This is a genomic window from Brucella sp. BE17, from assembly GCF_039545455.1.
Taxonomy (GTDB): domain Bacteria; phylum Pseudomonadota; class Alphaproteobacteria; order Rhizobiales; family Rhizobiaceae; genus Brucella.
On sequence record NZ_CP154467.1, the window covers coordinates 178,173 to 202,710 of the forward strand.

The window sequence follows — 24,538 nt, forward strand, 5'->3', positions numbered from 1 at the left end:
GGGTTACATTTTCTTGATGATTTCCGCATCCCCTTCGCGCGGCTTGCCATTGGCGGCGAGGATTGCTGGAATAATCTCCTCAGCGTGGTCGATGATCATCGGCTGCACCTGATGCGCGGTATGGATGAAACCTTCGTTGCGCATATGGTCGATCATGGCCAGCATGGGCTGCCAGAAGTTGTTGATATTGGCGAAGACCATGGGCTTGGTGTGCTGGCCGATCTGCGCCCAGGTCATCATTTCCACGATTTCTTCGACCGTTCCGATGCCGCCGGGAAGCGTGACAAACGCATCCGATTTCTGGAACATCATGCGTTTGCGCTGATGCATGTCGTCGACGACGATGAGTTCGGAGAGCTCCTTGGCCTTCTCCAGGCTCGCTTCCTTGTCGAGCAAGAAAGTCGGGATGATGCCAACCACTTCGCCTCCCGCCTGCATAACGCCTTGCGCCACCGCGCCCATGATGCCGCGTGTGCCGCCGCCATAGACGAGGCGTAAGCCATGATCGGCAATCGACTTTCCTAGCGCGAGGCCCGCGTCGCGATAAAGGGGATTATGGCCCGGGGAGGAGCCGCAATAAACACAAATGGATCGAATCTCGCTCATACTGCTTTTTTGGTCTTTTGGCCTGCTCACGTCAAGCAGGAGAGCGGGCAATTTGCGTTGAGGTGCTGTACATCTGCGCTCAATGGCTTATCTCTATAAGAAACCAGAATGGAGCGGATAAAATGCGTTCATGGATGAAGGGTGCTACGGCTTTTCTCGCACTGTTTTTGACCAATGCAGTGGCCAACGCCGATGAGATCACAATTGAGCTTCCCGGCGATACAGCCGTCACGACCAATGACGTGCTCTATAAATGCGGCGACAAGGACGTTGCGGTGACTTATTATAATGCCGGTGATATTTCGCTCGCCAAACTTGAGCTTGAGGACGAAACGGTGATTGCCTCCAGCGTTTTGTCAGGCTCTGGTGCAAAATATGCCGGCGGCATTTACATCTGGTGGAGCAAGGGCGCTACAGCCGATTTCTATAATCTCATGGATGATCCTGAGCAGGAAAAGCCCACAAGCTGTGCAGAACAATAGGCTGAAAGCGAAAATATCTCGCAGCTTTTGCCGTTTGTGTGCAGATTTGTTGTGGGCTCCGGCGAAAAGATATAAAGCTGGCATATTATCTGGCGTGGGTTGCGAGTGAAATGCAGAAAAATAGCTATGGATTGATCGGTGCAGGCCTCGTGGCCGTGCTGGTCGGGTTAGGCCTTTACTGGAATGCCACGCAATCCGGTCCACAGTCCCCTGCGTCCGATACGGCGGTTATGGCAAGCAATGCCGATGCCGGTGGTCAGACAAAACCGCAGGCATCCGAGCTAGACACAAAGCAGCCCGAAGCAGAGCCTTCTCGGAAGGCGCAGCAACCAGCCAGTGACAAAGCGGCTTCATCGGGCGAAACGGTGAAGGATGGCGAGGATTCCCAAACGCCGAAAAAACAGGAAAGTGAGGTGTCGGCGCAACAGGTAAAGACGCCGGTCTTCGATATATTACGCGTTGATCGCGATGGTTCTGTCGTCATAGCAGGCAAGGCCACGCCCAATTCTAATGTCGAGGTGGTGGCTGGCGCGCGCGTTGTAGGTGCGGCCAAAGCTGGCGCCAATGGTGATTTCGCGGTCGTGCTTGATAATCCGCTGAAACCCGGCGACCATCAATTGGTCCTGCGCGCGCGCAATGAAAGCCGCGCCGTTACTTCAGCGGAGACTGCCATCGTCTCGGTGCCTGCAACTGAGGATGGGCAGGTTCTGGCGCTTGTCGAAGCGCCGGGTCAGGCAAGCCGCCTGATAACGCGACCTGACACAAAACCTGCTGCTCAGAGCACTGCTTCCGCGACTGCGCCGGACGCTGCTAAATCCGAACCGGATGCGCCAACTGCGCCAATCGCCATCGAGGCAGTCGAGATAGAAGGTGGTACCGTCTTCGTGGCAGGCAAGGCCGAGGGTGGTAGCCGTGTCATCGTCCATGCCAATGCCATTCTTTTGGGGGCTGCAGCCCTTTCTCCCGAAGGCCGGTTTCTGATCGAAAGCCCTAAGGATTTGCCGGTTGCCGATTATATTGTGCGTGCTGATTTGCTCGATAATTCGGATCGTGTGATCGCCACAGCGCGCGTACCCTTCCGCCGTGATGAAGGTGCCAATATTGCGGCGGTTGCACCTGGTGAAGGGAGAAGCAGAGTGTCGGCGGATGACGAAGCCGCGCCGCTGCAAAAAGCCCAAGGCTCGGTGATCATTCGCAAGGGAGATAATCTCTGGACGATCTCCAAGCGTACTTACGGTAAAGGTGCGCGCTATACGACTATCTATCTCGCCAACCGCGACCAGATTGGCAACCCAGACCTGATCCTGCCGGGGCAGGTGTTCACCATGCCAAAAGAAGCGCTGTCGCCGGAAGAAGCGGAGCGTCGCCTGCGCGGACCTTTGCAATAATCTGCCGCAAAGAAGCGTTCAATTTTCTGTGTGCTTCTTTTCGCCGTTCATTTTTGCTCTATATCGCCTTTTGGTAGAAAAATGTACTTGCAGTGCTTGCTCCAAAAAGGATAATCGTATATCGTCGATTAACGATGAAGAACTCCCTCCCTTTGCAAACCGCTCTCATTCACGGCTCGATGTTGCAGTCGGAAGACGACGATGCGGCAGCGCGTATTTATGCAGCACTCGGTCATCCTGTTCGCCTTGTCATCCTGCGTCAGCTGCTGCTGGAACAGACCTGTTGCTGCAAGGATATTGTTGGCAGGCTCGATTTGGCCCAGTCGACCGTTTCGCAGCATCTCAAAGTGCTGGTGCAGGCGGGGCTGGTTGATTACCGGCCCGAACGCCAGACCTCACGCTATAGCGTGAAGGGCGAGCAGCTTGATGCGATCCGCAAGCATCTTGCGGCATTCGCCATCAAAAAATGCGAAGGTTAACCGCGTTGCCAACGCTTTTATAGCCGTTTCATGGCGCTCTTTTGGCGCTAAAGCATGTCTGCCAAAAGTGGAAACCGGTTTTGGGAATAAAGACATGGTGAGAAACAAAAACTGAAAGCGTGTTTCCTGAAAAGGAAAAAAATGTAGCACGCTTTAGTCCCGATTGCCGATGGTCGCCCCCGGATCTGAAAGAATTCTCGATGAGTGATATTAAAACCGTTTCTGCCGATTCCGGCGAAACACTGAAAACCTTACGCAATCTCTGGCCCTATATGTGGCCGTCGGACAGGCCGGACCTGCGCATGCGCGTGGTCTGGGCGACCTTTTATCTGGTCATTTCCAAGATCGTGCTGATCCTTGTGCCCTATTTCTTCAAATGGGTCACCAATGCGCTCAATGGCCAGCTCGACGCACCAGATTTCATACCTTTGATCCTGACTGGCGCAGTCATGCTGGTGCTGGCCTATAATGTTTCGCGTATCGTGCAGGCGGGCCTCAACCAGTTGCGCGATGCGCTGTTTGCCAAGGTCGGCCAATATGCTGTACGTCAGCTTGCTTATAAAACCTTCGTGCATATGCATGAGCTTTCGCTGCGCTTTCATCTCGAGCGACGCACCGGTGGCCTGTCGCGTGTCATCGAACGCGGCACCAAGGGCATTGAAACCATTGTCCGTTTCACCATCCTCAACACTCTGCCGACAGTGCTGGAATTTGCGCTGACGGCAGTGATCTTTGCTTTCGCCTACGGCTTTTCCTATCTGGTCGTGGTGGCGGCGACTGTATGGCTCTATACGTGGTTTACCATCAAGGCGAGCGACTGGCGCATCAACATCCGCCGCGAGATGAACGATTCCGATACCGACGCCAACACCAAGGCGATCGACTCGCTTTTGAACTTCGAGACGGTCAAATATTTTGGCAATGAGGCCATGGAAGCCAAACGTTTCGACGCCTCCATGGCGCGCTATGAAAAGGCGGCGACGCAGACCTGGACCTCGCTCGGCTGGCTCAATTTCGGCCAGGCTGTGATTTTTGGTGTCGGTATGGCAGCCGTCATGGTCATGTCGGCACTTGAAGTCAGGGCAGGGACACAGACGCTCGGCGATTTCGTGTTCATCAATGCGCTTTTGATGCAGCTTTCGGTACCGCTCAATTTCATCGGTTTCATCTATCGCGAAATCCGTCAGGGGCTGACGGATATCGAGCAGATGTTTGACCTTCTCGATGTGAAGCAGGAAGTCAGCGACGAGGCGGGTGCGAAACCCTTGCAGGTTGGCAAAGGTGCAATCCGCTTTGACGATGTGCATTTCGCCTATGATGCCAATCGCCCGATTTTGAAGGGCATTAGTTTCGAGGTGCCTGCGGGCAAGACGGTGGCAATTGTCGGCCCGTCGGGTGCAGGGAAATCCACCATATCGCGGCTTTTGTTCCGCTTTTATGATGTTCAGTCGGGTTCGGTCACCATCGACGGGCAGGATGTACGCCATGTCACACAGGAAAGTCTGCGTAAAACCATCGGCATGGTGCCGCAGGATACCGTGTTGTTCAACGACACCATTGCTTACAATATCCGCTATGGCCGTACCGATGCGAATGACACGGAAGTGGAACGCGCTGCGGAGCTGGCGCAGATTGCAGGCTTCATCAAACATCTGCCCGAAGGCTATGGAGCGATGGTTGGCGAACGTGGCTTGAAATTGTCTGGCGGCGAGAAGCAGCGTGTAGCGATTGCCCGTACCATCCTCAAGGCACCGCCGATCCTGATTCTCGATGAGGCGACGTCCGCACTTGATACGGCGACCGAGCAGGAAATCCAGTCTGCACTTGATATCGTCAGCCGCGGGCGCACGACTCTCGTAATCGCGCATCGTCTTTCAACGGTGATTGGTACTGACGAGATCATCGTGCTCAAAGACGGCCAGATCGCCGAACGCGGCACGCATCGCGAATTATTGCTGCATAAGGGGCTTTATGCCTCAATGTGGGATCGCCAGCTTGAGGCAAGTGCGGCCGAAGAACGCCTGCGTCAGGTGCGCGAAAGCGACGATCTCGGCGTGGTGCAGCGCGGCGCACCGGCGGCGGAATAATCTGTTTTCAAAGGAGGTCGCTTACGTCAAGTCGTGTTCACGTCTTTTGACGGATGTGTATATTTTGCGAAATACGTTTCGATTTTGTCTGCGATGCGCTACATAACGGCCAAACGCAAGGAACAAGCAATGAGCCTGTCAGACACTATTCGTAATACATTTGTGCCGATCCATCGTGAAGGCTACCCGTTTATTGCCGGGTTTTTCGTGGTCTCGCTCATTCTGGGCTGGCTGTGGAATCCCTTGTTCTGGATCGGTCTGGTGCTCACCATCTGGTGCATCTATTTCTACCGCGACCCCGAACGCGTGACCCCTGTCCATGACGATCTCGTCATCAGCCCGGCTGACGGCAAGGTTTCTTTCGTGGGGCTTGCCGTTCCGCCTGCCGAGCTTGATCTGGGCATAGTCCCCATGATGCGGGTTTCTGTGTTCATGAATGTCTTTTCGGTGCATATCAACCGCTCGCCGGTACGGGGAAGCATCGAAAAGATCGTGCACCGCCCCGGAAAATTCCTCAATGCGGAACTCGACAAGGCCAGCACCGACAATGAACGCAACTCGGTGCTTATTCTCAACGAGCGTGGGAAATTCGGCGTGGTGCAGATTGCGGGCCTTGTGGCACGGCGCATTGTCTGCTGGTCACGTGAAGCCGATACGCTTTCGGTCGGGGAGCGTTTTGGCCTGATCCGCTTTGGTTCACGCGTTGATGTCTACCTGCCGGATGGGGCCAGTGTACGGGTCGCGGTCGGGCAGACGGCCGTGGCCGGTGAAACGGTTCTGGCCGAATTTGGCCGCGAAGGCAACGAACCTGTCGTGCGGGTTGCGTGACGCTGATGGAGCCACCCTTCCCACCTTTTGATCCCAATGGTCGCACGGATACATCGCGCGGCCCTAAGCTCAGGCAGATACCGCTGCGTCTCATTATTCCGAATGTCATCACGGTGCTTGCCATCTGTGCGGGCCTAACCGGCATCCGTCTTGCCTTTGAGAACCGGTTCGAGCTGGCCGTGGTCATGGTGCTGGTTGCAGCCTTTCTCGACGGTGTCGACGGACGCATTGCGCGTATGATGAAAAGTTCGTCGAAATTCGGCGCGCAGATGGATTCGCTCGCCGATATCGTCAATTTCGGTGTGGCACCGGCTCTGGTGCTTTATGCGTTCATGCTCGATCAGGCGCGTTCCTTCGGCTGGATCGCGGCCCTTCTTTATGCCATTGCCTGCTGCCTGCGTCTGGCGCGTTTCAATGTGATGCTGGAAGACAGCAACCGTCCTGCATGGCAGAACAATTATTTTATAGGTGTTCCCGCACCTGCCGGTGCCATGCTGGTGCTGCTGCCGGTTTATCTCGGCTTCCTTGGCCTCACGCCGACGCGAGGGCTGGCCTTTGGCGTTGCTATTTATACGGTGATCATCGCTTGCCTGCTGGTGAGCCGCCTGCCGGTTTATAATGGCAAATCCGCCGGTATTCTGGTGCGGCGCGACATGGTGATGCCGCTGATCCTGTTGGTTGTCGTCTATGTGGCGTTCTTGATGAGCTTTACATGGCAGACGCTGACATTGACGGCATTTGCCTATCTCATCTTCTTGCCGTTTAGCCTTGCCTCATGGAACCGCCGCGAAAGTGCTGACCGCGAAGCGAAAACGCCGTCAGCGGAAAACTGACGATATTTTTTGCGTGATGAAATCCACACGCTTCTCGACCGATGCTTTCGGCAGAAGCGCGACTTCATATCCATAGCTCAAGTAGGTTTTCTCCATCGCCTCAAAAGTGCGCACGGCTTCGGCAAAATCCTGCTTGCGCTCACTGTCCTGCGCAAAAATCTCCAGCCATGGCGGAGCCAGAAATACCGTCTTGTTATAGCGGAACACGCGTGCGGCTTCTTCCATAGCGGCTGGCACTGGCAGGCCGCAGAGTGTCAGATAGCCGATCACGTCCGGTACGCTTCGGTCGAAGAACACGGGGCCATCGTTTTGTTGCGCAAGATCGTAGGAGCGCATTTCCCAACAAAGCATCAGCTCCGCAAACAAGGCGCGGTCTATCCATGGCAAGGCTGTTCCGCCGATCCGCATTTGATGACGGATGATGGCGCGACCGGCTTCGATGCTTCTAGCAAAGCCCTGTCGTTCGAGCGCATCGATCAGCGTGCTTTTGCCAGATCCGGGTCCGCCGCTGATAACGATAAAATTTTGAACGTTGTTTTCCATCTTTTCACCAATCACGAGAAGATCGCACGCGGAGCTGCGCATGTTGCAAAAATCAGATCATGGGAAAGGGATAGAGGAAATATAAACCGGCCTTGAAGAATAACAAGGCCGGCTAGCTGCTCTTCACGACGGCAGATGATAGTCGAGAAAACGGTCCTGCCTGACATCGTAGAGTTTGCCGGTGACGTCGAGCGCCGGATTGGCAAGCTTTATGATCTTTTCGGCCACCGATTGCGGGGTAGGGAGCGTTTCAGGATCTTCGCCGGGCATAGCCTGTGCACGCATCGCGGTGCGGGTCGCACCCGGATTGACCGAGTTGACCTTGAGCTTCATCTGCTTAGTCTCCTCGGCCCAGCTTCGTGCCATCACTTCGACCGCCGCCTTGGAGGCCGCATAGGGCGCCCAGAAGGCGCGTGCGGAATGCGCAACGCTTGAGGATAGCAGGATTGCCCGTCCGGCATCAGATGCGCGCAAAAGCGGGTCGGTTGAGCGGATCAATCGCCAGACACTGGTGACATTGACATTCATCACCTTGTCAAACGTCTTGGCCTCGACATGGCCGATCGGCGAGATGGTGCCAAGAACTCCGGCATTGGCGACCAGAATATCAAGTTTGCCCCAACGCTCATGGATCGAACCGCCCAGCCGGTCAATGGCTTCCATATCGGTGATGTCGAGAGGAACCAGCGTGGCGCTGCCACCATTTTTGCGGATTTCGTCGTCGAGTTCTTCAAGCCCGCCAACGGTGCGGGCGACCGCGATCACATGCGCGCCGCGCTTGGCAAGTTCGAGCGAAAGAAAATAGCCGATACCGCGCGAGGCACCTGTTACCAAAGCCAGCCGGCCTTCAAGGTCGATAGCCATCATTCCCCCAATGTACAGACGTGAAACAGGCGGCCACGCAAGCCGCCCGGTAGAAGTGTTCAAGGTCAGCCGTTGCTAGCAAGCAGCGACAGTGTGTGGATATTGCTTTCGCCTTGTTGATCGAGCAGGCGGGTCGGGTATTCGCCCGTGAAATAATGATCTGTGAAAGCGGGAGCCTGCGGATCGCGAGGGCTTCCGCCAACCGCCTTGTAAAGCCCGTCAATCGACAGGAATGCCAGCGAATCCGCGCCGATATAACGGCACATATCTTCAAGGCTGTCATATTGGTTGGCGAGCAGCTTGTCGGCATGCGGCGTATCGATGCCATAGAAATCCGGATGGTAAATCATCGGGCTTGCCACACGGATATGTACTTCTTTGGCACCCGCATCGCGGATCATCTGCACGATCTTGACGGATGTGGTTCCGCGTACGATGGAATCGTCGACCAGAACTACGCGCTTGCCTTCGATCATGGCACGATTGGCGGAGTGCTTGAGTTTAACGCCAAGCGCCCGGATCTGTTGCGTCGGCTCGATAAAGGTGCGTCCGACATAATGATTGCGGATGATGCCATATTCAAACGGAATGCCGCTCGCCTGTGCAAAACCAAGCGCCGCCGGTGTGCCGCCATCGGGTACGGGGACGACGACATCGGCTTCGAGCGGGGCTTCCTTGGCAAGCTCATGGCCCATGTTCTTGCGTGCCACATAGACGCTGCGACCGCCGACAACCGAATCAGGACGGGCGAAATAGACATATTCAAACAGGCAGAGGCGTTCGGGCTGCTGTGCGTTCGGTTTAATGCACTCGGTGGTGATCGAGCCGTCTTTCTGGATTTCGCAGATGATGATCTCGCCGTTTTCCACGTCGCGCACATATTTCGCGCCGATGATGTCGAGAGCACAGGTTTCTGAACAAAAGATCGGCTTGCCGTCGAGTTCGCCCATCACCAATGGGCGGATGCCGACCGGATCACGCGCGGCAATCAGCTTGGTGCGCGTCAGCGCCAGCATGGCATAGCCGCCTTCGACCTGACGGATCGCATTGACGAAACGCTCGGAAGACGACGAAAAGCGCGAGCGTGCAATCAGGTGCAGCACGACTTCAGTGTCGGAGGTAGCCTGAAAGATGGCGCCCGACGCAATCAGCTGCTTGCGCAGCGTGATGCCGTTGGTGAAATTACCGTTATGCGCAATGGCGATGCCGCCGACTTCCAGTTCGGCAAACAAGGGCTGCACATTGCGCAGGATCGTCTCGCCGGTGGTGGAATAACGTACGTGGCCCATGGCGCGGTCGCCGGGCAGGCGGCTTAGCGTTGTAGGGTCGGTGAAATGATCGCCGACCAGCCCCATGTGGCGTTCGGAATGAAAGCGGCGATTGTGATAGGAGACGATGCCAGCGGCTTCCTGCCCACGATGCTGCAATGCGTGCAGGCCGAGCGCGGTGAGTGCGGCTGCGTCTTCATGGCCGAGAATACCAAATACGCCGCACTCTTCATGCAGGGTGTCATCATCCAGCATAAACGGGGTTTCATCATGCGAATGTTGGGACATTGTCCGCAAAGCCTTTCGATGCGGTTTGTTAAAAGCAACGTTTACAGGAAAGAACGCCATTTTGAAAGCGTTCCCTTCAATTGGATCAGCGCATATTCACCTATATAGGCGGCGTTGATCTCTAAAACAGATGAAACCGGCAAAGCCGGTTTCAAAAAGCGCCTGAGGATATTGAGCTTATGGTTCGGCCGGTGTGTCGTCGGGAACAGGCGTTTCCTGCTGCTCGCCAGTCGTGGGCACATTTTGCTGTGGGCGCAGTCTGTCGACCACTGCGTTCGGATCCTCGGGCAGAAGACCGCGAAGCTGTTGGCCGAACGAATCGAGCATTGGCTTCGACTTGGCATTGGTGATCCAACCGGGCTGGTTCTGCGGAACCAGTGAATTGAACACCAGAAGCGCTACCACCACCAGGAGAACGCCGCGTGCTGCACCAAACAAGAACCCCAGCGTACGATCAAGCGCACCAATGCGGCTGTCGATAATGAAATCGGCAATCTTCATGGTGATCAGCGAAACCACGATCAGCACCAAAAGGAACACCAAAGCCATGGCTGCGATCATGGCGATCGTATCGTTGCTGATATAGGGTTTGATATAGGGCAGCAGCGGCTTATAGAAAAGATAGGCGGCGACCGCTGCCGCGGCCCAGGAAACAAGTGACAGCACTTCGCGGGAAAAGCCGCGTACCATCGCCAGAACGGCTGATACCAGCGTTATCCCAAGTAAAATTCCATCGAGAATGGTTATCGGCATTCTGGCCTGTCCTTAATTCACGGTGCGCATAAAAGCGCACAGGGCAGTCAAACTTCTAACGGTGGCTCTTCATTCCTCAAATAGGACTGCCACGCAACTATAATTCATGCATTCCCGGCGCGAAAACCACATGATTCGGATCAATGCCGAAAACCCTATCACCGGAAGGTTGACAGAATCTTCCTGCTTTCAGACCACCCTGTTATTACTGCGGGCTGGTGCCCGAAGCAGCAATGCGCGCGACAAGATCGGCCAGAGCGACGGTTTCCATCAGGCGGAAGTTACGATCTTTCCACAGTTCGCCACTGCCGCCAGGCACTTCCGCCTGGGTAAAGCCAAGCTTTTGAGCTTCTTTCAGTCTTTGTACCGCATGGGTGACTGCGCGAACAGCACCGGAAAGGCTGATTTCGCCGAAATAAACACAATCTGGCGGAAGCGCAATACCGGCCATGGAGGAAACCAGCGCCGCTGCCACTGCGATATCGGCTGCTGGCTCGCTGATGCGATAGCCACCCGCGACATTGAGATAGACGTCATGTTGGCCAAAACGCACACCGCAATGGGATTCAAGCACTGCAAGAATCATGGCAAGCCGTCCCCCGTCCCAGCCCACGACTGCGCGGCGCGGTGTGCCGAGCGAGGAGGGAGCCACGAGTGCCTGTATTTCCACCAGCACCGGTCTTGTGCCTTCCATGCCGGCGAAGACGGCGGCGCCAGGTGCTTTTGCGTTGCGCTCGCCCAAAAAGAGTTCGGAGGGGTTCAAGACTTCACGCAGGCCTCCGTCGGACATTTCGAAGACGCCGATCTCGTCGGTGGGGCCGAAACGGTTTTTGACGGTGCGCAGGATTCGATATTGATGCCCGCCTTCGCCCTCGAAATAGAGAACGCCGTCGACCATATGCTCAACCACACGCGGGCCTGCAATCTGACCGTCCTTGGTGACGTGACCAACCAGCACTACAGCTGCACCTGTCTGCTTGGCATAGCGGATGAGCGCCTGCGCGGAAGAACGCACCTGTGTGACTGTTCCCGGTGCCGAATCGGCCATGTCGGTCCATAGCGTCTGGATCGAATCCAGAATGACCAGATCCGGCCGCTTGCCATCGGCGAGGGTTGCCAGAATATCCTCGACATTGGTCTCCGCCGCAAGCTCGACCGATGATCCTGCAACACCAAGCCTTTGTGCGCGCAGCCTGATTTGCGCCACCGCCTCTTCACCAGACACATAGACGATGCGATGGCCGCGATTGGCGAGAGCCGCTGCGGCTTGTGTCAGAAGTGTCGATTTGCCGATGCCCGGATCACCACCGATCAGCAAGGCCGAGCCACGTACGAAGCCACCACCCGTGACGCGGTCGAGTTCGGAAATACCGGAAATGATGCGTGGTGCATCCTCGATATCGCCGGAGAGTGAGGTCAGTGCTACGGCACGTCCCTTGCGTTTGGACAGGATCGCACCCGGCCCGCCGCCGATGCCGCTGTTGGTGCCTTCTTCGACCAGCGTGTTCCACTCGCCGCAACCGTCGCACTTGCCCGCCCAGCGCGTATGCACTGAACCACAATTCTGGCAGATAAACTGAATACGCGCCTTGGCCATGATTTCCCTGTCATACTTGATGGATATCTGTGGTAGATGAGAACAAAACAGGAATCAAGTGACGTCGTTATTCTGCTTTAATTTCACCGAAGACGAGACTTTATAAAAAAGCTAAAGCAGGCTCATGAAGAAGAAACCCATTTCAGACCTCTGGGCGGGCATGCGCACGATGATGCCTCTTGTGGCCGCCGTTATTCCCATCGGCGCAATTTATGGCGCGGTCGCCGCGAGCAAGGGATTGTCGCTCGCGGAAATTACCTTGATGAGCGCTGTGGTTTTTGCCGGAAGTGCACAATTCGTCGCTATGGATATCTGGACCCATCCGGCAAGCTGGTCGGGGGTGGGTTTTGCTGCGCTGCTGGTCAATCTGCGCTTCATCCTGCTTTCCGCCTCCATTGGTCGCCACATGCAGACCTTTACCGGTTGGAGCAAATATCTGGCGGTGCTTTTCCTGACCGATGAAAGCTGGGCGATGGCCGAGCTGAAAGTGCGGAACGGGAAACTCACGCCGCTTTATTTTGCAGGGCTTGTCATGCCCTTTTATGCGGCTTGGGTTCTCGCTTCTTTTCTCGGCGCACTTGTCGGCGATACACTTGGCGACCCGGCGGTGATCGGTCTTGATTTTGCTTTTCCAGCTGTGTTCATCGTGCTGATCATGAAGTTCTGGAAGGGGCCGCAAACGGGTCTGATCCTGCTTGCAAGTGCCATTGCTGCCGTTGTTACCAATCGTTACCTGCCTGGCGTGTGGTATATCGCAGCCGGTGCCGCGGCAGGCCTTCTGGTTGCCAGCTTGTACGGGCGCAAAGAAGTGCAGGAGAATGGGCAATGAGCTTTGAAATAGCCACGCTGACCGCCATTCTCGCCATGGCTCTGGCAAGCGCACTCATGCGCATTACCGGGCTTTTGTTGGTGCGGCACGTGCGCATTTCGGCGCATATGCAGCAAATTTTGAGTGCGATCCCGCCAGCAGTGTTGATGGCAGTGGTGGCACCCACTGCCCTTGCCACAGGCATGGCGGAAACCATTGCCTGCATTGTCACGGCTCTTGCAGCCCTTCGCTTGCCATTGCTTGGTGCAACGTTTCTCGGTGTTGCTTGTGTTGCCGTGTTACGAATGGGAGGACTGTAAAGCCCTGTTATGAAGCGTTGTTATTCGTATTGTTCGGGCAGATAAGAGCCGTCAGCCAGATCGGCAAAGCGGGTGAATTCCGCCTGGAACGACAGTTTTACCGTGCCCGTCGGACCGTGGCGCTGCTTGGCGATGATCACATCCGCTGTGCCCTTGACCTTCTCGAAATGCTGCTTCCATTCCTCGTATTTCGGATCGAATTCATCACGCGGCTCGAGATTCTTGACGTAATATTCCTCACGGAACACGAACAGTACCACGTCGGCATCCTGCTCGATGGAGCCTGATTCACGAAGATCGGAAAGCTGAGGGCGCTTGTCGTCACGGCTTTCGACCTGACGCGAGAGCTGTGAGAGGGCTATGATCGGCACATTGAGTTCCTTGCCGAGCGCCTTCAAACCGGTCGTGATTTCGGTGATTTCCTGCACACGGTTTTGTGCCGAGGCCTTCGACGATCCGGTCATGAGCTGCACATAGTCGATCACCAGCACATCGAGGCCGCGCTGGCGCTTGAGGCGGCGCGCGCGGGCTGCAAGCTGCGCAATGGAAATACCACCCGTCTGGTCGATATAGAGCGGGATTTTCTGCATATGCTGCGAGCAGGCGACCAGTTTTTCAAAGTCAGCTTCGGTGATGTCACCACGCCGGATCTTTGAGGACGAGACTTCCGTCTGCTCGGAAATGATACGGGTTGCGAGCTGTTCCGCTGACATTTCGAGCGAGAAGAAGCCAACTACACCACCATTCTTGGCTTTCATCGAGCCATCAGCCTGCTGCTCACCTTCGTAACAATTGGCGATGTTGAAGGCGATATTTGTGGCAAGCGAGGTCTTGCCCATGCCGGGGCGTCCGGCAAGAATGATCAAGTCGGAGGGCTGCAATCCGCCCATCTTGCCGTCGAGCATGTTGATGCCGGTGGAAACGCCCGACAGATGCCCATCGCGCATGAAGGCGGCATTGGCCATGTCGACGGCGGTGACAACGGCATCCTTGAACGACTGGAAACCGCCATCATAGCGGCCCGTTTCGGCAAGCTCGAATAGGCGCCGCTCGGCGTCCTCGATCTGCTCCTGCGGCGCATTGTCGACCGGCGCGTCATAGGCGACATTAACCATGTCCTCGCCAATGCCGATCAGCGCGCGGCGGGTGGCGAGATCATAGATCGCGCGACCGTAATCCTCGGCGTTGATGATGGTTACGGCTTCGACCGCAAGGCGCTGCACATATTGGAAAATGGTGAGATCGCCGACCTTTCCCTCGGTCGGCAGAAAGTTTTTCATCGTCACCGGATTGGCCATCTTGCCGATGCGGATGAGGTCGGTTGAAACCTCATAGACACGGCGATGCAGCGGCTCGAAAAAATGCGTAGGCTTCAAAAAGTCCGATACGCGATAAAACGCATCATTATTGATCAGGATCGCACCAAGCAGCGCCTGTTCGGCTTCGATATTGTGTGGTGCTTCGCGATAGAGCGTGTCTTTCTGACCCCGCGCATCATCGAGATTGCGTATTGCCGCTTCCGCCATGTTATCCTGATCCTGTCCCTGATCGCTCCAGCAAGCCCTGATGTGAAGTCAAACGCAACACCGGCTTTAAACGAATCTCACTGGAGAGGAAAACCTATACCATGATTCACAGTGATCCACAGGCGGCGGTTTATATTTTGCACTCTCTTTTGACGCTACAGCTATATCAGGTGCTGCGATATCAGGTGTTGACGCGCTTTCTGGCAGGGCGTGTTTCGCTATTCGCGCCTTTTGGTGCACTGTCGAGGCGCTTGAGGCGCTTTTCTTCCGTCTCGATATAATGGCGTGTCAGCGGCACCGCCTCCTGTTTGTGTGCGATCTGGATATGGAATACCATCATGTTCTGCCATCGGAACGCGCTTTCGGAAGCGGCGAGATAAAACTCCCACATGCGACAGAATCGCTCGTCATACAGCACATGCGCCCGCTCGCGATTGGCCAGAAAATTTTCGCGCCATGCTTTGAGAGTTTCAGCATAATGCAACCGTAATATTTCGATATCCGTAATGTAAAGCCCCGCTTTCTCGATAGCGGGAAGCACTTCCGAAAGGGCGGGAATATAGCCACCGGGAAAGATATATTTGCGGATAAAAGGGTTGGTGGCGCCCGGGCCGTCGGCGCGTCCGATGGCATGCAGCAGGAATACGCCGTCGGGCTTTAAAAGCCGCGCTGCGTGCTCGAAATATTCCGCAAAATGGCCAATGCCGACATGCTCGAACATGCCAACCGAAACGATGCGGTCGAATGTGTCGGTGATCTTGCGATAGTCGGTCAGGTAGAATTTGGCATGGTGTGCCAGACTTTCCTGCTCAGCACGCTTGTTGGCGATGGCATGTTGTTCTTCGGACAGTGTGACGCCAGTCACATCTGCTTTGAGGTGGCGGGCGAGATAAAGCCCCATGCCACCCCAGCCGCAGCCGATGTCGAGAACAGTGTCCCCCTCACTGACCAGCATCTTGGCCGCGATGTGACGTTTTTTGGCCAGCTGCGCTTCCGCCAATGTGACATCCGGCGTCTCGAAATAGGCGCAGGAATATTGTTTGTCGGGGTCGAGAAACAGATCGTAAAGCTCGCCGGAGAGATCGTAATGGCTCTTGATATTGTTCGATGAGCGGGCAACCGTGTTCATCTGCTGGAAGCGGCGAAAGAAGATGCGCAATTTTGCCAGAACCTGCATCCACGGTTCCTGTGCGGCTGTCGGGCCGGTATTTTCGAAAACGAGTTTGAGAAACGCGTATATATCGCTTTGCGGAAAATCGATCTCGCCGTCCATGAAGCATTCGGCGAGCTTCAGCTCCGGGTTAAAAGCGACCGCACGCTCTGAATGTTTTGTCTTGAAATGTATCTGGACCGGGTCGCCGGTCCTGTCGCCATAGTGAAATTGCGTTCCTTCTGAATCGGTGACCGTCAGGTCCCCGGTTTTGATCATATGCGAAAGAACGGTACGCAGCATTGCATGCATCTGTCCCACCTCCACTTTGCGGATCGAAACGGGCGCACATGTTTGGCGTCAGATTTTTGGCATTTTCCCCAAACTCAAAAAGACCATCAGCTTGAGAAGTAATACCCCAGCAACGCGGACATTTTTGTCTGCACTCTCTCAATCCTTAATATACAATAGGTGGTTTTCAGGTTCTGAAAAGAGAAAATGCCCGGCGGAAGCCGCCGGGCACATCATATAAAGTTTACCGCCACACAAAAGCCGTCGATAAGGTTGGCTTTTGTGTAAAAAGCTGCGGTTTGAATTAGATCTGCTCTTCGCCGTCTTCGTCTTCGTCGAAGGTTTCTTCGGCCAGAGGGGCTTCTTCGATGCCGTAGATGGCTTCGATGGAAGTAAGGTCTTCACCCTTGGACTGACGTTCAGCTTCATCTGTCGAACGTGCGATGTTGATCGTCACCTTGACCTGAACTTCAGGATGCAGCGAGATTTCGATTTCGTGCAGGCCGATGGTCTTGATCGGGTGGTTCAGTTCCACCTGGTTGCGGTGCAGGCTGAAGCCGCCGGTGGTGATGATTTCAGCGATGTCGCGGGTTGAAACCGAACCGTAGAGCTGGCCGGTTTCACCAGCCGAACGCACGACGATGAAGCTTGCGCCATCGAGCTTTTCGGCAACGGCCTGTGCTTCGTTTTTGCGCTCAAGGTTCTGCGCTTCGAGCTGCGCGCGCTGGCCTTCGAACTTCTTCTTGTTGGCTTCGTTAGCACGCAGTGCCTTTCCCTGCGGCAGCAGGAAGTTGCGGGCAAAACCGTCCTTGACGGTGACGGTGTCGCCCATCTGGCCGAGGCGGGCAATGCGCTCGAGAAGAATAACTTGCATTGGAATTTCCTTTCGGGGTTTGAATGTTTGATTACTGGTTATCGGTTTCGGGAATTTTAGAGACAGGCGCTGCCTTGGTCGTGTCGAAAAGTCCTAAAACCATGAAAATGAAAAGCAGGAATGCGAAGAGCAGGACTGCCACATAGACAAGCCACAGCGCGACCGGACGCCACGGCTTTCCACGGGTTCTTAGATGCAGGATGGCAAGCCCAGCCATCATGAAGCCGGTGCCGAGTGCGCCGACGATGGTGGTGGCTATCATACCTAAAGGGCCGGACATAAAGGCCAAGGCCATCGCAACGGCGAAAATGAACAATGCGGGACGTGGCATGCGCAAGCTTGCGGGCCAGTCATCACGCGGGCGTCGCAAGCGACCGGATGTCGCCGTCAGGCGCAGTGCCAGATAGAAGTTGCCGATGAGGATCAGCAGGCAGGTCGCGGGCTGTACTGCTGGCATGAGGACCAGGAGCAGCGACGCCATGGCCTGGCGCATCTCGGCATTGGCGCTGAATTGCGGATCGGCTTCGGCGACACGGTCGATGACCGTGTTGGAGAGTTCGCGCGCCATATCCGGGCCGAAGCCGATAATCGCGCCGATGATGATGAAGCTGAGCGACACCATCAAAGACAGGCGGAACACAATATCCGAGAGCGGATACCAGACCATGATGTCTTTTGGGCCACCCAACTCGTCGGCCGGGCGTGCAAGGCCGGAAAGATATGCGCCGGTTGCCGCCGGAACATAGCTTGTAAGCGCAATGAGAAGCGCTGCCATGGGCGAGGCGACGATACCCACCGCAACGGTTGCAGCAAAGGCTGCAACGATGCCTGCGGTCGAACCCCAGCCAAGGGCTGCAACGAAGATGGGAAGCGGGGTGAGGAAATAGAGCACAAACGCCAACCCCGCCATCATGCTGCCCTGGGCAATGACGCCGGACGACATCAAGGCCGAGGCAAACCCAGCCAATATGCCGACACCGATGATGGTTGTGTTGAATTTCATAAGCTTCGCTGTCCTGCTCCGGCCTTGCCGGTTCTTGCAGTTAGAGACGGCCAAAAGGCTCTTTGTCTCAACTCGGGTTTTCAATACACTCCCTTGCGCCCATCGCAACGGAGGAGACGGAAGGCAGCGCACAAAGTGTCTGCCTTCCGAAAAATCTTACTTCACAACGTAAGGCAGCAGGCCGAGGAAACGGGCGCGCTTGATCGCCTTGGCGAGTTCGCGCTGCTTCTTCTGGCTGACAGCCGTAATACGGGAAGGAACGATCTTGCCGCGTTCGGAAATGTAACGCTGCAGAAGCTTGATGTCCTTGTAGTCGATCTTCGGCGCGTTAGGGCCAGAGAACGGGCACGTCTTGCGACGGCGATGAAAAGGACGACGGGTCGGGATCTGATTGATATCAACCATGATTATGCTCCTTCGCCAGCTTCGTTGTCACGCGGACGGCGCGGGCCACGATCACCGCGGTCGCCCCCACGGTCAAAACCGCCTTCGCGCGGACGGCGCGGGCCACGGTCGTCGTCGCGACGGTCGTCACGGCGGGTCAGAATGGCCGACTGGCCTTCTTCATGTTCTTCAACGCGGATGGTCATGAAACGAAGAACGTCTTCGTTGATGCGCATCTGGCGTTCCATTTCGGCAACGGCGGCTGCCGGTGCGTCAATGTTGATCAGCGTATAATACGCCTTGCGATTCTTGTTGATACGATAGGTCAGGGGACGTAGACCCCAGCTTTCGACCTTGCCGAACTTGCCGCCATTTTCTTCGATCACACCCTTGTACTGCTCGACGAGAGTGTCGAGCTGCTGCTGGGAGATGTCCTGGCGGGCAAGAAGCACATGTTCATAAAGAGCCATTGGCTTTGCCTTTCTTCTGTTTCATCCTGCCTGACACCAACGGCTAAGCCTCTGCGACTTCTCTTTTACCGGAAACCGGGGAAGAAAGGACGCGTCAGTCGAGACGATCGAGAGCGGAGACACGGGAGGCGGAAACACTTATGATTTCCAACGTGCCATCCCGCTTTTGCAAGCGAAAAGGCACGGCCCTCCGTTCAGCCCCCAGCTGGTGCCGAGCATTGAACGGGCGGCTATTACGTGTTTTTCCCCTTGTTTGCAAGCCATGTGATGGTCAAAAATCCACAAATGGTTGACTTTTCAACCCGTCTTGGGGCACATCGCGCAAAATTCTTATAGCAAACGAGGCATCAATGGCGGTAGCATTTACCTTTCCCGGACAGGGCAGCCAGACGGTCGGCATGGGCAAGGCGCTCGCCGAACAATTCGCGGAAGCGCGTGCTGTCTTCGAGGAAGTGGACGCGGCACTCGGTGAAAAACTATCGGTTACAATGTTCGAGGGACCGGAAGAGAAACTGACGCTGACCGCCAATGCCCAGCCTGCGCTTATGGCCGTTTCCATCGCCACGCTGCGCGTCTTGGAAGCGCGGGGCTTTTCGCTAAAAGACAAGGTTTCCTATGTGGCCGGTCATTCGCTCGGGGAATATTCAGCACTTTGTGCGGCAGGAACTTTTTCACTGACCGACACTGCGCGTCTTCTGCGTATTCGCGGGAATGCCATGCAGAAGGCGGTACCGGTCGGAGAAGGCGCCATGGCTGCGATCATCGGCCTTGAACATGGTGATGTCGAAGCGGTGTGCGCGGAAGCGAAGTCTTCCGGCCCGGTGCAGATTGCCAATGACAATGGCGGTGGACAGCTGGTGATTTCAGGTGCCAGGGCTGCCGTTGAACTGGCGGCATCGCTCGCCTCTGGAAAAGGCGCCAAGCGCGCCATCATGCTGCCAGTGTCGGCGCCTTTCCATTCAAGCCTGATGGGGCCTGCGGCGGACGCGATGCGCGAGGCGTTGGCAAGTGTGGAAAAGCACGATCCCGTCGTGCCGCTCATTGCCAATGTGCGTGCAGCCCCCGTCACCGACGCCAATGAAATTGCAGCCCTTCTGGTCGAGCAGGTTACCGGACAGGTTCGCTGGCGCGAAACGGTGGAATGGTTTGCCGCCAATGGCATCACCACGCTTTATGAAGTAGGGTCGGGTAAGGTTCTGACCGGGCTTGCACGCCGCATCGCAAAAGATTTGAGCGGTGTCACGGTTGGTTCGGCTGAGGAAATAGATGCGGCGCTTGGCTCGCTCAACGCTTAATAGCTAAAGGATCCGAAATGTTTGATCTGACTGGCCGCAAGGCTTTGGTAACGGGTGCTACCGGAGGGTTGGGTGAAGAAATCGCCCGCGCTTTGCATGCCAAGGGCGCAATCGTCGGCCTGCATGGCACGCGCGAGGAAAAGCTTAAAGAGCTGGCCGCTGAGCTTGGCGAGCGTATTTTTATCTTTCCAGCCAATCTTTCCGACCGCGAAGCCGTCAAGGCATTGGGTCAGAAAGCTGAAGAGGAAATGGGCGGCGTCGACATTCTGGTCAACAATGCCGGTATTACGCGCGACGGTCTTTTCGTACGCATGAGCGACGAGGACTGGGACGCTGTGTTGAACGTCAATCTGACCTCCGTGTTCAACCTGACGCGTGAACTGACCCATCCCATGATGCGCCGCCGTCAGGGCCGTATCATCAATATCACGTCCATTGTCGGCGTCACCGGAAATCCGGGTCAGGCCAATTATTGCGCCTCCAAGGCGGGCCTTATCGGTTTTTCCAAGTCGTTGGCGCAGGAAATCGCCAGCCGCAATGTGACCGTCAACTGCATTGCACCGGGCTTTATCGAATCGGCCATGACCGACAAGCTCAATGACAAGCAGAAGGAAGCGATCATGGGCAATATCCCCATGAAGCGCATGGGCAAGGGGGCCGATATTGCCGCGGCTGTTGTCTATCTTGCCAGCGATGCAGCGGCCTATGTCACCGGGCAGACGCTGCATGTGAACGGCGGCATGGCCATGATCTAAGCCTTTCCCGTCCTCGGTTTATGGTATAAAAAGCCTTAATATGAGGGGTGGAGAAGGAAAAGACGCTTTGCCTTGCTCAAGAAGCGTGGTAATGCGCCCATCGAGAGTTGCGGTAATCCACTTGGAACTGATCCAGATGGCGATACCGTACTTCCATTCCGTAAGGAATATTCACAGGATGACTGTCGGGGCGATCTCGCTCCACACTTGGCAGGCATCTTAGAACTTGATTACAATCCTGCATGCCGCTAACCAAGGCAGAGCAAATAAACACACAGGTCGAGGTTCCGACATGAGCGATACCGCAGAGCGCGTCAAGAAAATCGTTGTTGAACATCTAGGCGTAGATGCCGACAAGGTCACGGAAGGCGCAAGCTTCATCGATGACCTCGGCGCAGACAGCCTTGACACAGTTGAACTGGTCATGGCGTTTGAAGAAGAATTCGGCGTTGAAATTCCTGACGACGCTGCCGAAACGATCCTCACAGTCGGCGACGCTGTGAAGTTTATCGACAAGGCTTCTGCCTGATCGATAATTGATTAAGGACTGGGTTTTCCCTGAATTTGGGGCAATCCCGGTCCTTTTCGTCTTTAAGGATGGTGTTCACGGTTTTTGCGTGGGTATGCTTTAAAGATTAAGTGTTACGGCTGCATGGTGGCCGGTTCGTAAAACTGCCCGAATGCGCCATTGAATGAGGGGCTGTATGGTCCTCAATCGCATTTGAAAGGCAGGCTCCAGTTAAGCGGCTGGGGCGTCATCCCTCAAGAGAGCCCAGATTGGATCTGCCAGTGGGGTCTGCCTGCGGGTCGATGCCTGTCGCATGATAATTCTTAAGGGGTGAATATGAGGCGTGTCGTCATCACCGGACTTGGTCTTGTGTCACCGCTGGCAAGCGGTGTCGAAGAAACGTGGAAGCGGCTTCTGGCCGGAGAAAGTGGCGCACGCCGCGTCACCGAATTCGAAGTCGATGATCTGGCCTGTCAGATCGCCTGCCGTGTTCCCGTGGGTGACGGCAGCAACGGCACCTTCAATGCCGATCTCCATATGGAACCAAAAGAGCAGCGCAAGGTCGATCCGTTCATCGTCTATGCTGTCGGAGCTGCCGATCAGGCGCTCAGCGATGCCAACTGGCATCCGGAAAGTGACGACGATCAGACCCGTACCGGTGTGCTGATTGGTTCGGGCATTGGCGGCATCGAGGGCATTGTGGAAGCGGGCTACACGCTACGCGACAAGGGTCCGCGCCGTATTTCTCCTTTCTTCATCCCCGGACGTCTCATCAATCTTGCTTCCGGTCACGTCTCAATCAAGCATAACCTGCGCGGCCCCAACCATTCGGTGGTCACAGCCTGTGCAACCGGTACGCACGCCATTGGCGACGCGGCCCGTCTGATTGCCTTCGGCGATGCTGAGGTCATGGTGGCCGGTGGCACCGAATCGCCCGTCAGCCGCATTTCGCTGGCAGGCTTTGCCGCCTGCAAGGCGCTCTCCACCAAGCGCAACGATGACCCAACAGCCGCCTCGCGCCCCTATGATGACGATCGCGACGGTTTCGTGATGGGTGAAGGTGCAGGCGTGGTGGTTCTGGAAGAGCTCGAACATGCACTTGCACGCGGTGCAAAAATTTATGCTGAGGTGATCGGTTACGGGCTTTCGGGTGACGCCTATCACATCACCGCACCCACCGAGAGCGGTGAAGGTGCCGAGCGCTGCATGGTTGCAGCACTCAAGCGCGCAGGCATCACGCCTGACGAGATCGATTATATCAACGCGCATGGCACATCGACCATGGCCGACACCATTGAACTTGGTGCTGTGGAGCGCGTGGTTGGCGATGCGGCCACGAAGGTGTCGATGTCCTCGACAAAATCGTCGATCGGCCACCTTCTGGGTGCTGCGGGTGCTGCGGAAGCCATCTTCTCCACGTTGGCCATTCGCGACAATATCGCACCGGCTACGCTCAATCTTGATAAGCCGGCCGTGGAAACCAGGATCGATCTGGTGCCGCACAAACCGCGCGAGCGCAAGATCGATATTGCCCTGTCGAATTCCTTCGGCTTCGGTGGTACCAACGCTTCGCTGGTCCTGCGCCGTTATTCCTGATCAGCGCGATCTGGGGTGATTAAGAATTATATTGAAAAACGCGGGGATTTCTCCGCGTTTTGTCAAAAAAGTGCCGGATACGATAATTAGAATCGCTGGCAATGGTTAAAGTAAGCTGTTTTCGGGGTGGTTTGCCGTCCGACATAATTTTTACGTGGTTTTAAGAACGATGTTTGTGCGCCTCAATGACAAGGCTGGGAAATGCAGACGTTGTAGCCGCCACAATAGGACCGAGGTGATGGAGTGAGTTCACAGGAGCAATCCGGTAACAATCCTGGCGAGGAACAGCCGCAGTCCGAGGCATCTGCGCAAGCTACGCCGGAGCTCGCCGAAACCTCTGATGTTGCTGCAACTGATTCCGCCGCTTCTGGCGATGCCGCGGCCAGGACACCGGCCAAGCCTTTTGTGCCGAAATCCGCCTCCCACACACTGCGCCCCGAGCCGGGTACGCCGCCGCCGCACAAGCGCTCGCGCCAAGCCCGCAGCCAGGTCGTCGTCTTCTTGAATTTCATGCTGTCGCTGGTCGTGCTGGCTATGGTGGGGGCAGGGGCGCTTTTCTATTTAGGCAAGGCGCAGTTCGAAGCGAAGGGTCCTCTGACGGCCGATACAACCTTCGTGGTCAAGCGCGGCGTCGGCATTTCGGAGGTTGCAAACAGTTTGGCTGCACGCGAAATCGTCAGCGATGGGCGCATTTTCCGGTTTGGTATGCGCGCCTTGGGTCATGAAAAGGACCTTAAGGCTGGCGAATATGCCATTCCCACCGGTGCGACCATGCGTGACGTGATGAATATTCTCATTAGCGGCAAGTCGATCATGTATCCATTGACCATCCCAGAGGGGCTGACGGTCAAGCAAATTTTCGACCGCATCGAGGCTGACCCTATTCTTGTTGGGGACATGCCCAAGGATATGCCGCCAGAAGGCTCGCTGTTTACTGATACGCTGCATTTCACGCGTGGAACAACGCGTGAGGAAATCATCAAGCGCATGATCACCTCTCAGGAACAGCTGATTGATGAGGCATGGGCCAAGCGCCGTCCGGATCTTCCGATCAAGGATAGAAACGAGTTTGTGACACTCGCCTCCATCGTTGAGAAGGAAACCGGCATCGCCGCCGAGCGACCGCACGTGGCCTCCGTTTTCGTCAATCGTCTGAACAAGGCTATGCGCCTGCAATCGGATCCGACGATTATTTATGGTCTGTTTGGTGGAGCCGGCAAGCCATCCAACCGCCCAATTTTCCGCTCCGATATCGACAAGCCGACGCCCTATAACACCTATACCATCAACGGACTGCCACCCGGTCCCATAGCCAATCCGGGCAAGGCAGCCCTTGAGGCGGTTGCCAATCCGCTCGACACGGAAGATCTTTTCTTCGTGGCCGACGGTACTGGCGGGCATGTTTTTGCAAAAACCTTGCAGGAGCATAATGCCAATGTGCGCAAATGGCGGGCAATAGAACAACAGAAGAGTCAGGAGCAGCAACTCAATACCGGTCAGTAACGGCGGGTTTGAAAGGCTGGCGTCCTTATGGGGAAAAGC

The 24,538-nt window shown here is 55.8% G+C and carries 25 protein-coding genes; 13 read left to right on the forward strand and 12 right to left on the reverse strand.

Annotated features, from left to right (window positions below; all coding sequences use genetic code 11):
• Nucleotides 1-3 precede the first annotated feature (3 nt).
• On the reverse strand, nucleotides 4-606 hold the full coding sequence (locus tag AAIB41_RS00875) for a TIGR00730 family Rossman fold protein (RefSeq protein ID WP_343313746.1): 603 nt from the start codon (nucleotides 604-606) through the stop codon (nucleotides 4-6).
• Between the two features lie 122 nt (nucleotides 607-728).
• Here AAIB41_RS00875 and AAIB41_RS00880 point away from each other — a divergent pair, with 122 nt between their 5' ends.
• From AAIB41_RS00880 to pssA, 6 genes are all read left to right on the forward strand, one after another.
• On the forward strand, nucleotides 729-1,088 hold the full coding sequence (locus AAIB41_RS00880; RefSeq protein WP_343313747.1) for an MliC family protein: 360 nt from the start codon (nucleotides 729-731) through the stop codon (nucleotides 1,086-1,088).
• A 110-nt stretch (nucleotides 1,089-1,198) separates the two neighbouring features.
• Nucleotides 1,199-2,476, forward strand: a complete 1,278-nt coding sequence (locus AAIB41_RS00885; RefSeq protein ID WP_343313748.1) for an Ig-like domain-containing protein — start codon at nucleotides 1,199-1,201, stop codon at nucleotides 2,474-2,476.
• 179 nt (nucleotides 2,477-2,655) lie between these two features.
• Entirely contained in the window at nucleotides 2,656-2,955 is a 300-nt protein-coding gene (locus AAIB41_RS00890; RefSeq protein WP_343314761.1) for a metalloregulator ArsR/SmtB family transcription factor, read from the forward strand.
• A gap of 200 nt (nucleotides 2,956-3,155) precedes the next feature.
• Nucleotides 3,156-5,042: an ABC transporter ATP-binding protein/permease gene (locus AAIB41_RS00895; RefSeq protein WP_343313749.1), complete on the forward strand. Its 1,887-nt coding sequence runs from the start codon at nucleotides 3,156-3,158 to the stop codon at nucleotides 5,040-5,042.
• Between the two features lie 93 nt (nucleotides 5,043-5,135).
• On the forward strand, nucleotides 5,136-5,870 hold the full coding sequence (locus AAIB41_RS00900; protein ID WP_343313750.1) for a phosphatidylserine decarboxylase: 735 nt from the start codon (nucleotides 5,136-5,138) through the stop codon (nucleotides 5,868-5,870).
• Nucleotides 5,871-5,875: 5 nt separating this feature from the next.
• Nucleotides 5,876-6,703: a CDP-diacylglycerol--serine O-phosphatidyltransferase gene (pssA, locus tag AAIB41_RS00905; protein WP_343313751.1), complete on the forward strand. Its 828-nt coding sequence runs from the start codon at nucleotides 5,876-5,878 to the stop codon at nucleotides 6,701-6,703.
• Here the strand turns inward: pssA and AAIB41_RS00910 are convergent.
• The 5 genes from AAIB41_RS00910 to radA all read right to left on the reverse strand — a co-directional run bounded on the left by AAIB41_RS00910 (nucleotide 6,689) and on the right by radA (nucleotide 12,016).
• Entirely contained in the window at nucleotides 6,689-7,246 is a 558-nt protein-coding gene (locus AAIB41_RS00910; RefSeq protein WP_343313752.1) for an AAA family ATPase, read from the reverse strand. The genes pssA and AAIB41_RS00910 overlap by 15 nt on opposite strands.
• Before the next feature lie 123 nt (nucleotides 7,247-7,369).
• The gene (locus AAIB41_RS00915) at nucleotides 7,370-8,110 is read right to left on the reverse strand and encodes an SDR family NAD(P)-dependent oxidoreductase (protein WP_343314762.1); all 741 of its coding nucleotides are present in this window, start codon (nucleotides 8,108-8,110) and stop codon (nucleotides 7,370-7,372) included.
• A 65-nt stretch (nucleotides 8,111-8,175) separates the two neighbouring features.
• A complete protein-coding gene (gene purF, locus AAIB41_RS00920) occupies nucleotides 8,176-9,666 on the reverse strand; it encodes an amidophosphoribosyltransferase (RefSeq protein WP_343313753.1) in 1,491 nt (496 codons plus the stop codon).
• Nucleotides 9,667-9,843: 177 nt separating this feature from the next.
• The gene (locus AAIB41_RS00925; protein ID WP_343313754.1) at nucleotides 9,844-10,419 is read right to left on the reverse strand and encodes a CvpA family protein; all 576 of its coding nucleotides are present in this window, start codon (nucleotides 10,417-10,419) and stop codon (nucleotides 9,844-9,846) included.
• Nucleotides 10,420-10,624: 205 nt separating this feature from the next.
• On the reverse strand, nucleotides 10,625-12,016 hold the full coding sequence (gene radA / locus AAIB41_RS00930; RefSeq protein WP_343313755.1) for a DNA repair protein RadA: 1,392 nt from the start codon (nucleotides 12,014-12,016) through the stop codon (nucleotides 10,625-10,627).
• A gap of 124 nt (nucleotides 12,017-12,140) precedes the next feature.
• Between radA and AAIB41_RS00935 the strand changes: the two genes are divergently transcribed.
• Together AAIB41_RS00935 and AAIB41_RS00940 are read left to right on the forward strand one after the other, a co-directional pair.
• Nucleotides 12,141-12,845, forward strand: coding sequence for an AzlC family ABC transporter permease (locus AAIB41_RS00935; RefSeq protein ID WP_343313756.1), 705 nt, complete (start codon nucleotides 12,141-12,143; stop codon nucleotides 12,843-12,845).
• Entirely contained in the window at nucleotides 12,842-13,144 is a 303-nt protein-coding gene (locus tag AAIB41_RS00940) for an AzlD domain-containing protein (RefSeq protein ID WP_343313757.1), read from the forward strand. Before AAIB41_RS00935 ends, AAIB41_RS00940 begins: the two co-directional genes overlap by 4 nt.
• Before the next feature lie 20 nt (nucleotides 13,145-13,164).
• Here the strand turns inward: AAIB41_RS00940 and AAIB41_RS00945 are convergent, their stop codons facing one another.
• From AAIB41_RS00945 to rpsF, 6 genes are all read right to left on the reverse strand, one after another.
• Nucleotides 13,165-14,670, reverse strand: coding sequence for a replicative DNA helicase (locus AAIB41_RS00945; RefSeq protein WP_343313758.1), 1,506 nt, complete (start codon nucleotides 14,668-14,670; stop codon nucleotides 13,165-13,167).
• 181 nt (nucleotides 14,671-14,851) lie between these two features.
• Nucleotides 14,852-16,132, reverse strand: coding sequence for a cyclopropane-fatty-acyl-phospholipid synthase family protein (locus AAIB41_RS00950; RefSeq protein WP_343313759.1), 1,281 nt, complete (start codon nucleotides 16,130-16,132; stop codon nucleotides 14,852-14,854).
• A gap of 283 nt (nucleotides 16,133-16,415) precedes the next feature.
• Nucleotides 16,416-16,985 (reverse strand): 50S ribosomal protein L9, encoded by a 570-nt coding sequence (gene rplI / locus AAIB41_RS00955; RefSeq protein WP_343313760.1) that lies wholly within the window; start codon nucleotides 16,983-16,985, stop codon nucleotides 16,416-16,418.
• 31 nt (nucleotides 16,986-17,016) lie between these two features.
• Complete coding sequence (locus AAIB41_RS00960) at nucleotides 17,017-17,988, reverse strand: DUF2232 domain-containing protein (RefSeq protein ID WP_343313761.1); 972 nt, start codon at nucleotides 17,986-17,988, stop codon at nucleotides 17,017-17,019.
• A gap of 156 nt (nucleotides 17,989-18,144) precedes the next feature.
• Complete coding sequence (rpsR, locus tag AAIB41_RS00965) at nucleotides 18,145-18,393, reverse strand: 30S ribosomal protein S18 (protein WP_094506475.1); 249 nt, start codon at nucleotides 18,391-18,393, stop codon at nucleotides 18,145-18,147.
• A 2-nt stretch (nucleotides 18,394-18,395) separates the two neighbouring features.
• Nucleotides 18,396-18,842 carry a 30S ribosomal protein S6 gene (gene rpsF / locus AAIB41_RS00970; RefSeq protein ID WP_343313762.1) on the reverse strand — a complete coding sequence of 149 codons (447 nt, stop codon included), beginning with the start codon at nucleotides 18,840-18,842 and terminating at the stop codon, nucleotides 18,396-18,398.
• A gap of 350 nt (nucleotides 18,843-19,192) precedes the next feature.
• Here rpsF and fabD point away from each other — a divergent pair, with 350 nt between their 5' ends.
• The 5 genes from fabD (at nucleotide 19,193) to mltG (ending at nucleotide 24,499) form a co-directional block, all read left to right on the forward strand.
• Nucleotides 19,193-20,137, forward strand: coding sequence for an ACP S-malonyltransferase (gene fabD / locus AAIB41_RS00975; RefSeq protein WP_343313763.1), 945 nt, complete (start codon nucleotides 19,193-19,195; stop codon nucleotides 20,135-20,137).
• A gap of 17 nt (nucleotides 20,138-20,154) precedes the next feature.
• The gene (fabG, locus tag AAIB41_RS00980) at nucleotides 20,155-20,892 is read left to right on the forward strand and encodes a 3-oxoacyl-[acyl-carrier-protein] reductase (protein WP_343313764.1); all 738 of its coding nucleotides are present in this window, start codon (nucleotides 20,155-20,157) and stop codon (nucleotides 20,890-20,892) included.
• A 292-nt stretch (nucleotides 20,893-21,184) separates the two neighbouring features.
• Nucleotides 21,185-21,421 (forward strand): acyl carrier protein, encoded by a 237-nt coding sequence (locus tag AAIB41_RS00985; protein WP_002963616.1) that lies wholly within the window; start codon nucleotides 21,185-21,187, stop codon nucleotides 21,419-21,421.
• 315 nt (nucleotides 21,422-21,736) lie between these two features.
• Nucleotides 21,737-22,996, forward strand: a complete 1,260-nt coding sequence (gene fabF / locus AAIB41_RS00990) for a beta-ketoacyl-ACP synthase II (protein WP_343313765.1) — start codon at nucleotides 21,737-21,739, stop codon at nucleotides 22,994-22,996.
• Between the two features lie 243 nt (nucleotides 22,997-23,239).
• Nucleotides 23,240-24,499 (forward strand): endolytic transglycosylase MltG, encoded by a 1,260-nt coding sequence (mltG, locus tag AAIB41_RS00995; protein WP_343313766.1) that lies wholly within the window; start codon nucleotides 23,240-23,242, stop codon nucleotides 24,497-24,499.
• The last annotated feature ends 39 nt before the right edge of the window (nucleotides 24,500-24,538 follow it).

Excerpts from the sequence above, each read along its gene's own strand:
- AAIB41_RS00875 (WP_343313746.1), bottom strand. The coding sequence starts at position 606 with ATGAGCGAGATTCGATCCATTTGTGTTTATTGCGGCTCCTCCCCGGGC.
- AAIB41_RS00880 (WP_343313747.1), top strand. The coding sequence starts at position 729 with ATGCGTTCATGGATGAAGGGTGCTACGGCTTTTCTCGCACTGTTTTTG.
- AAIB41_RS00885 (WP_343313748.1), top strand. The coding sequence starts at position 1,199 with ATGCAGAAAAATAGCTATGGATTGATCGGTGCAGGCCTCGTGGCCGTG.
- AAIB41_RS00890 (WP_343314761.1), top strand. The coding sequence starts at position 2,656 with ATGTTGCAGTCGGAAGACGACGATGCGGCAGCGCGTATTTATGCAGCA.
- AAIB41_RS00895 (WP_343313749.1), top strand. The coding sequence starts at position 3,156 with ATGAGTGATATTAAAACCGTTTCTGCCGATTCCGGCGAAACACTGAAA.
- AAIB41_RS00900 (WP_343313750.1), top strand. The coding sequence starts at position 5,136 with ATGCGCTACATAACGGCCAAACGCAAGGAACAAGCAATGAGCCTGTCA.
- pssA (WP_343313751.1), top strand. The coding sequence starts at position 5,876 with ATGGAGCCACCCTTCCCACCTTTTGATCCCAATGGTCGCACGGATACA.
- AAIB41_RS00910 (WP_343313752.1), bottom strand. The coding sequence starts at position 7,246 with ATGGAAAACAACGTTCAAAATTTTATCGTTATCAGCGGCGGACCCGGA.
- AAIB41_RS00915 (WP_343314762.1), bottom strand. The coding sequence starts at position 8,110 with ATGGCTATCGACCTTGAAGGCCGGCTGGCTTTGGTAACAGGTGCCTCG.
- purF (WP_343313753.1), bottom strand. The coding sequence starts at position 9,666 with ATGTCCCAACATTCGCATGATGAAACCCCGTTTATGCTGGATGATGAC.
- AAIB41_RS00925 (WP_343313754.1), bottom strand. The coding sequence starts at position 10,419 with ATGCCGATAACCATTCTCGATGGAATTTTACTTGGGATAACGCTGGTA.
- radA (WP_343313755.1), bottom strand. The coding sequence starts at position 12,016 with ATGGCCAAGGCGCGTATTCAGTTTATCTGCCAGAATTGTGGTTCAGTG.
- AAIB41_RS00935 (WP_343313756.1), top strand. The coding sequence starts at position 12,141 with ATGAAGAAGAAACCCATTTCAGACCTCTGGGCGGGCATGCGCACGATG.
- AAIB41_RS00940 (WP_343313757.1), top strand. The coding sequence starts at position 12,842 with ATGAGCTTTGAAATAGCCACGCTGACCGCCATTCTCGCCATGGCTCTG.
- AAIB41_RS00945 (WP_343313758.1), bottom strand. The coding sequence starts at position 14,670 with ATGGCGGAAGCGGCAATACGCAATCTCGATGATGCGCGGGGTCAGAAA.
- AAIB41_RS00950 (WP_343313759.1), bottom strand. The coding sequence starts at position 16,132 with ATGCATGCAATGCTGCGTACCGTTCTTTCGCATATGATCAAAACCGGG.
- rplI (WP_343313760.1), bottom strand. The coding sequence starts at position 16,985 with ATGCAAGTTATTCTTCTCGAGCGCATTGCCCGCCTCGGCCAGATGGGC.
- AAIB41_RS00960 (WP_343313761.1), bottom strand. The coding sequence starts at position 17,988 with ATGAAATTCAACACAACCATCATCGGTGTCGGCATATTGGCTGGGTTT.
- rpsR (WP_094506475.1), bottom strand. The coding sequence starts at position 18,393 with ATGGTTGATATCAATCAGATCCCGACCCGTCGTCCTTTTCATCGCCGT.
- rpsF (WP_343313762.1), bottom strand. The coding sequence starts at position 18,842 with ATGGCTCTTTATGAACATGTGCTTCTTGCCCGCCAGGACATCTCCCAG.
- fabD (WP_343313763.1), top strand. The coding sequence starts at position 19,193 with ATGGCGGTAGCATTTACCTTTCCCGGACAGGGCAGCCAGACGGTCGGC.
- fabG (WP_343313764.1), top strand. The coding sequence starts at position 20,155 with ATGTTTGATCTGACTGGCCGCAAGGCTTTGGTAACGGGTGCTACCGGA.
- AAIB41_RS00985 (WP_002963616.1), top strand. The coding sequence starts at position 21,185 with ATGAGCGATACCGCAGAGCGCGTCAAGAAAATCGTTGTTGAACATCTA.
- fabF (WP_343313765.1), top strand. The coding sequence starts at position 21,737 with ATGAGGCGTGTCGTCATCACCGGACTTGGTCTTGTGTCACCGCTGGCA.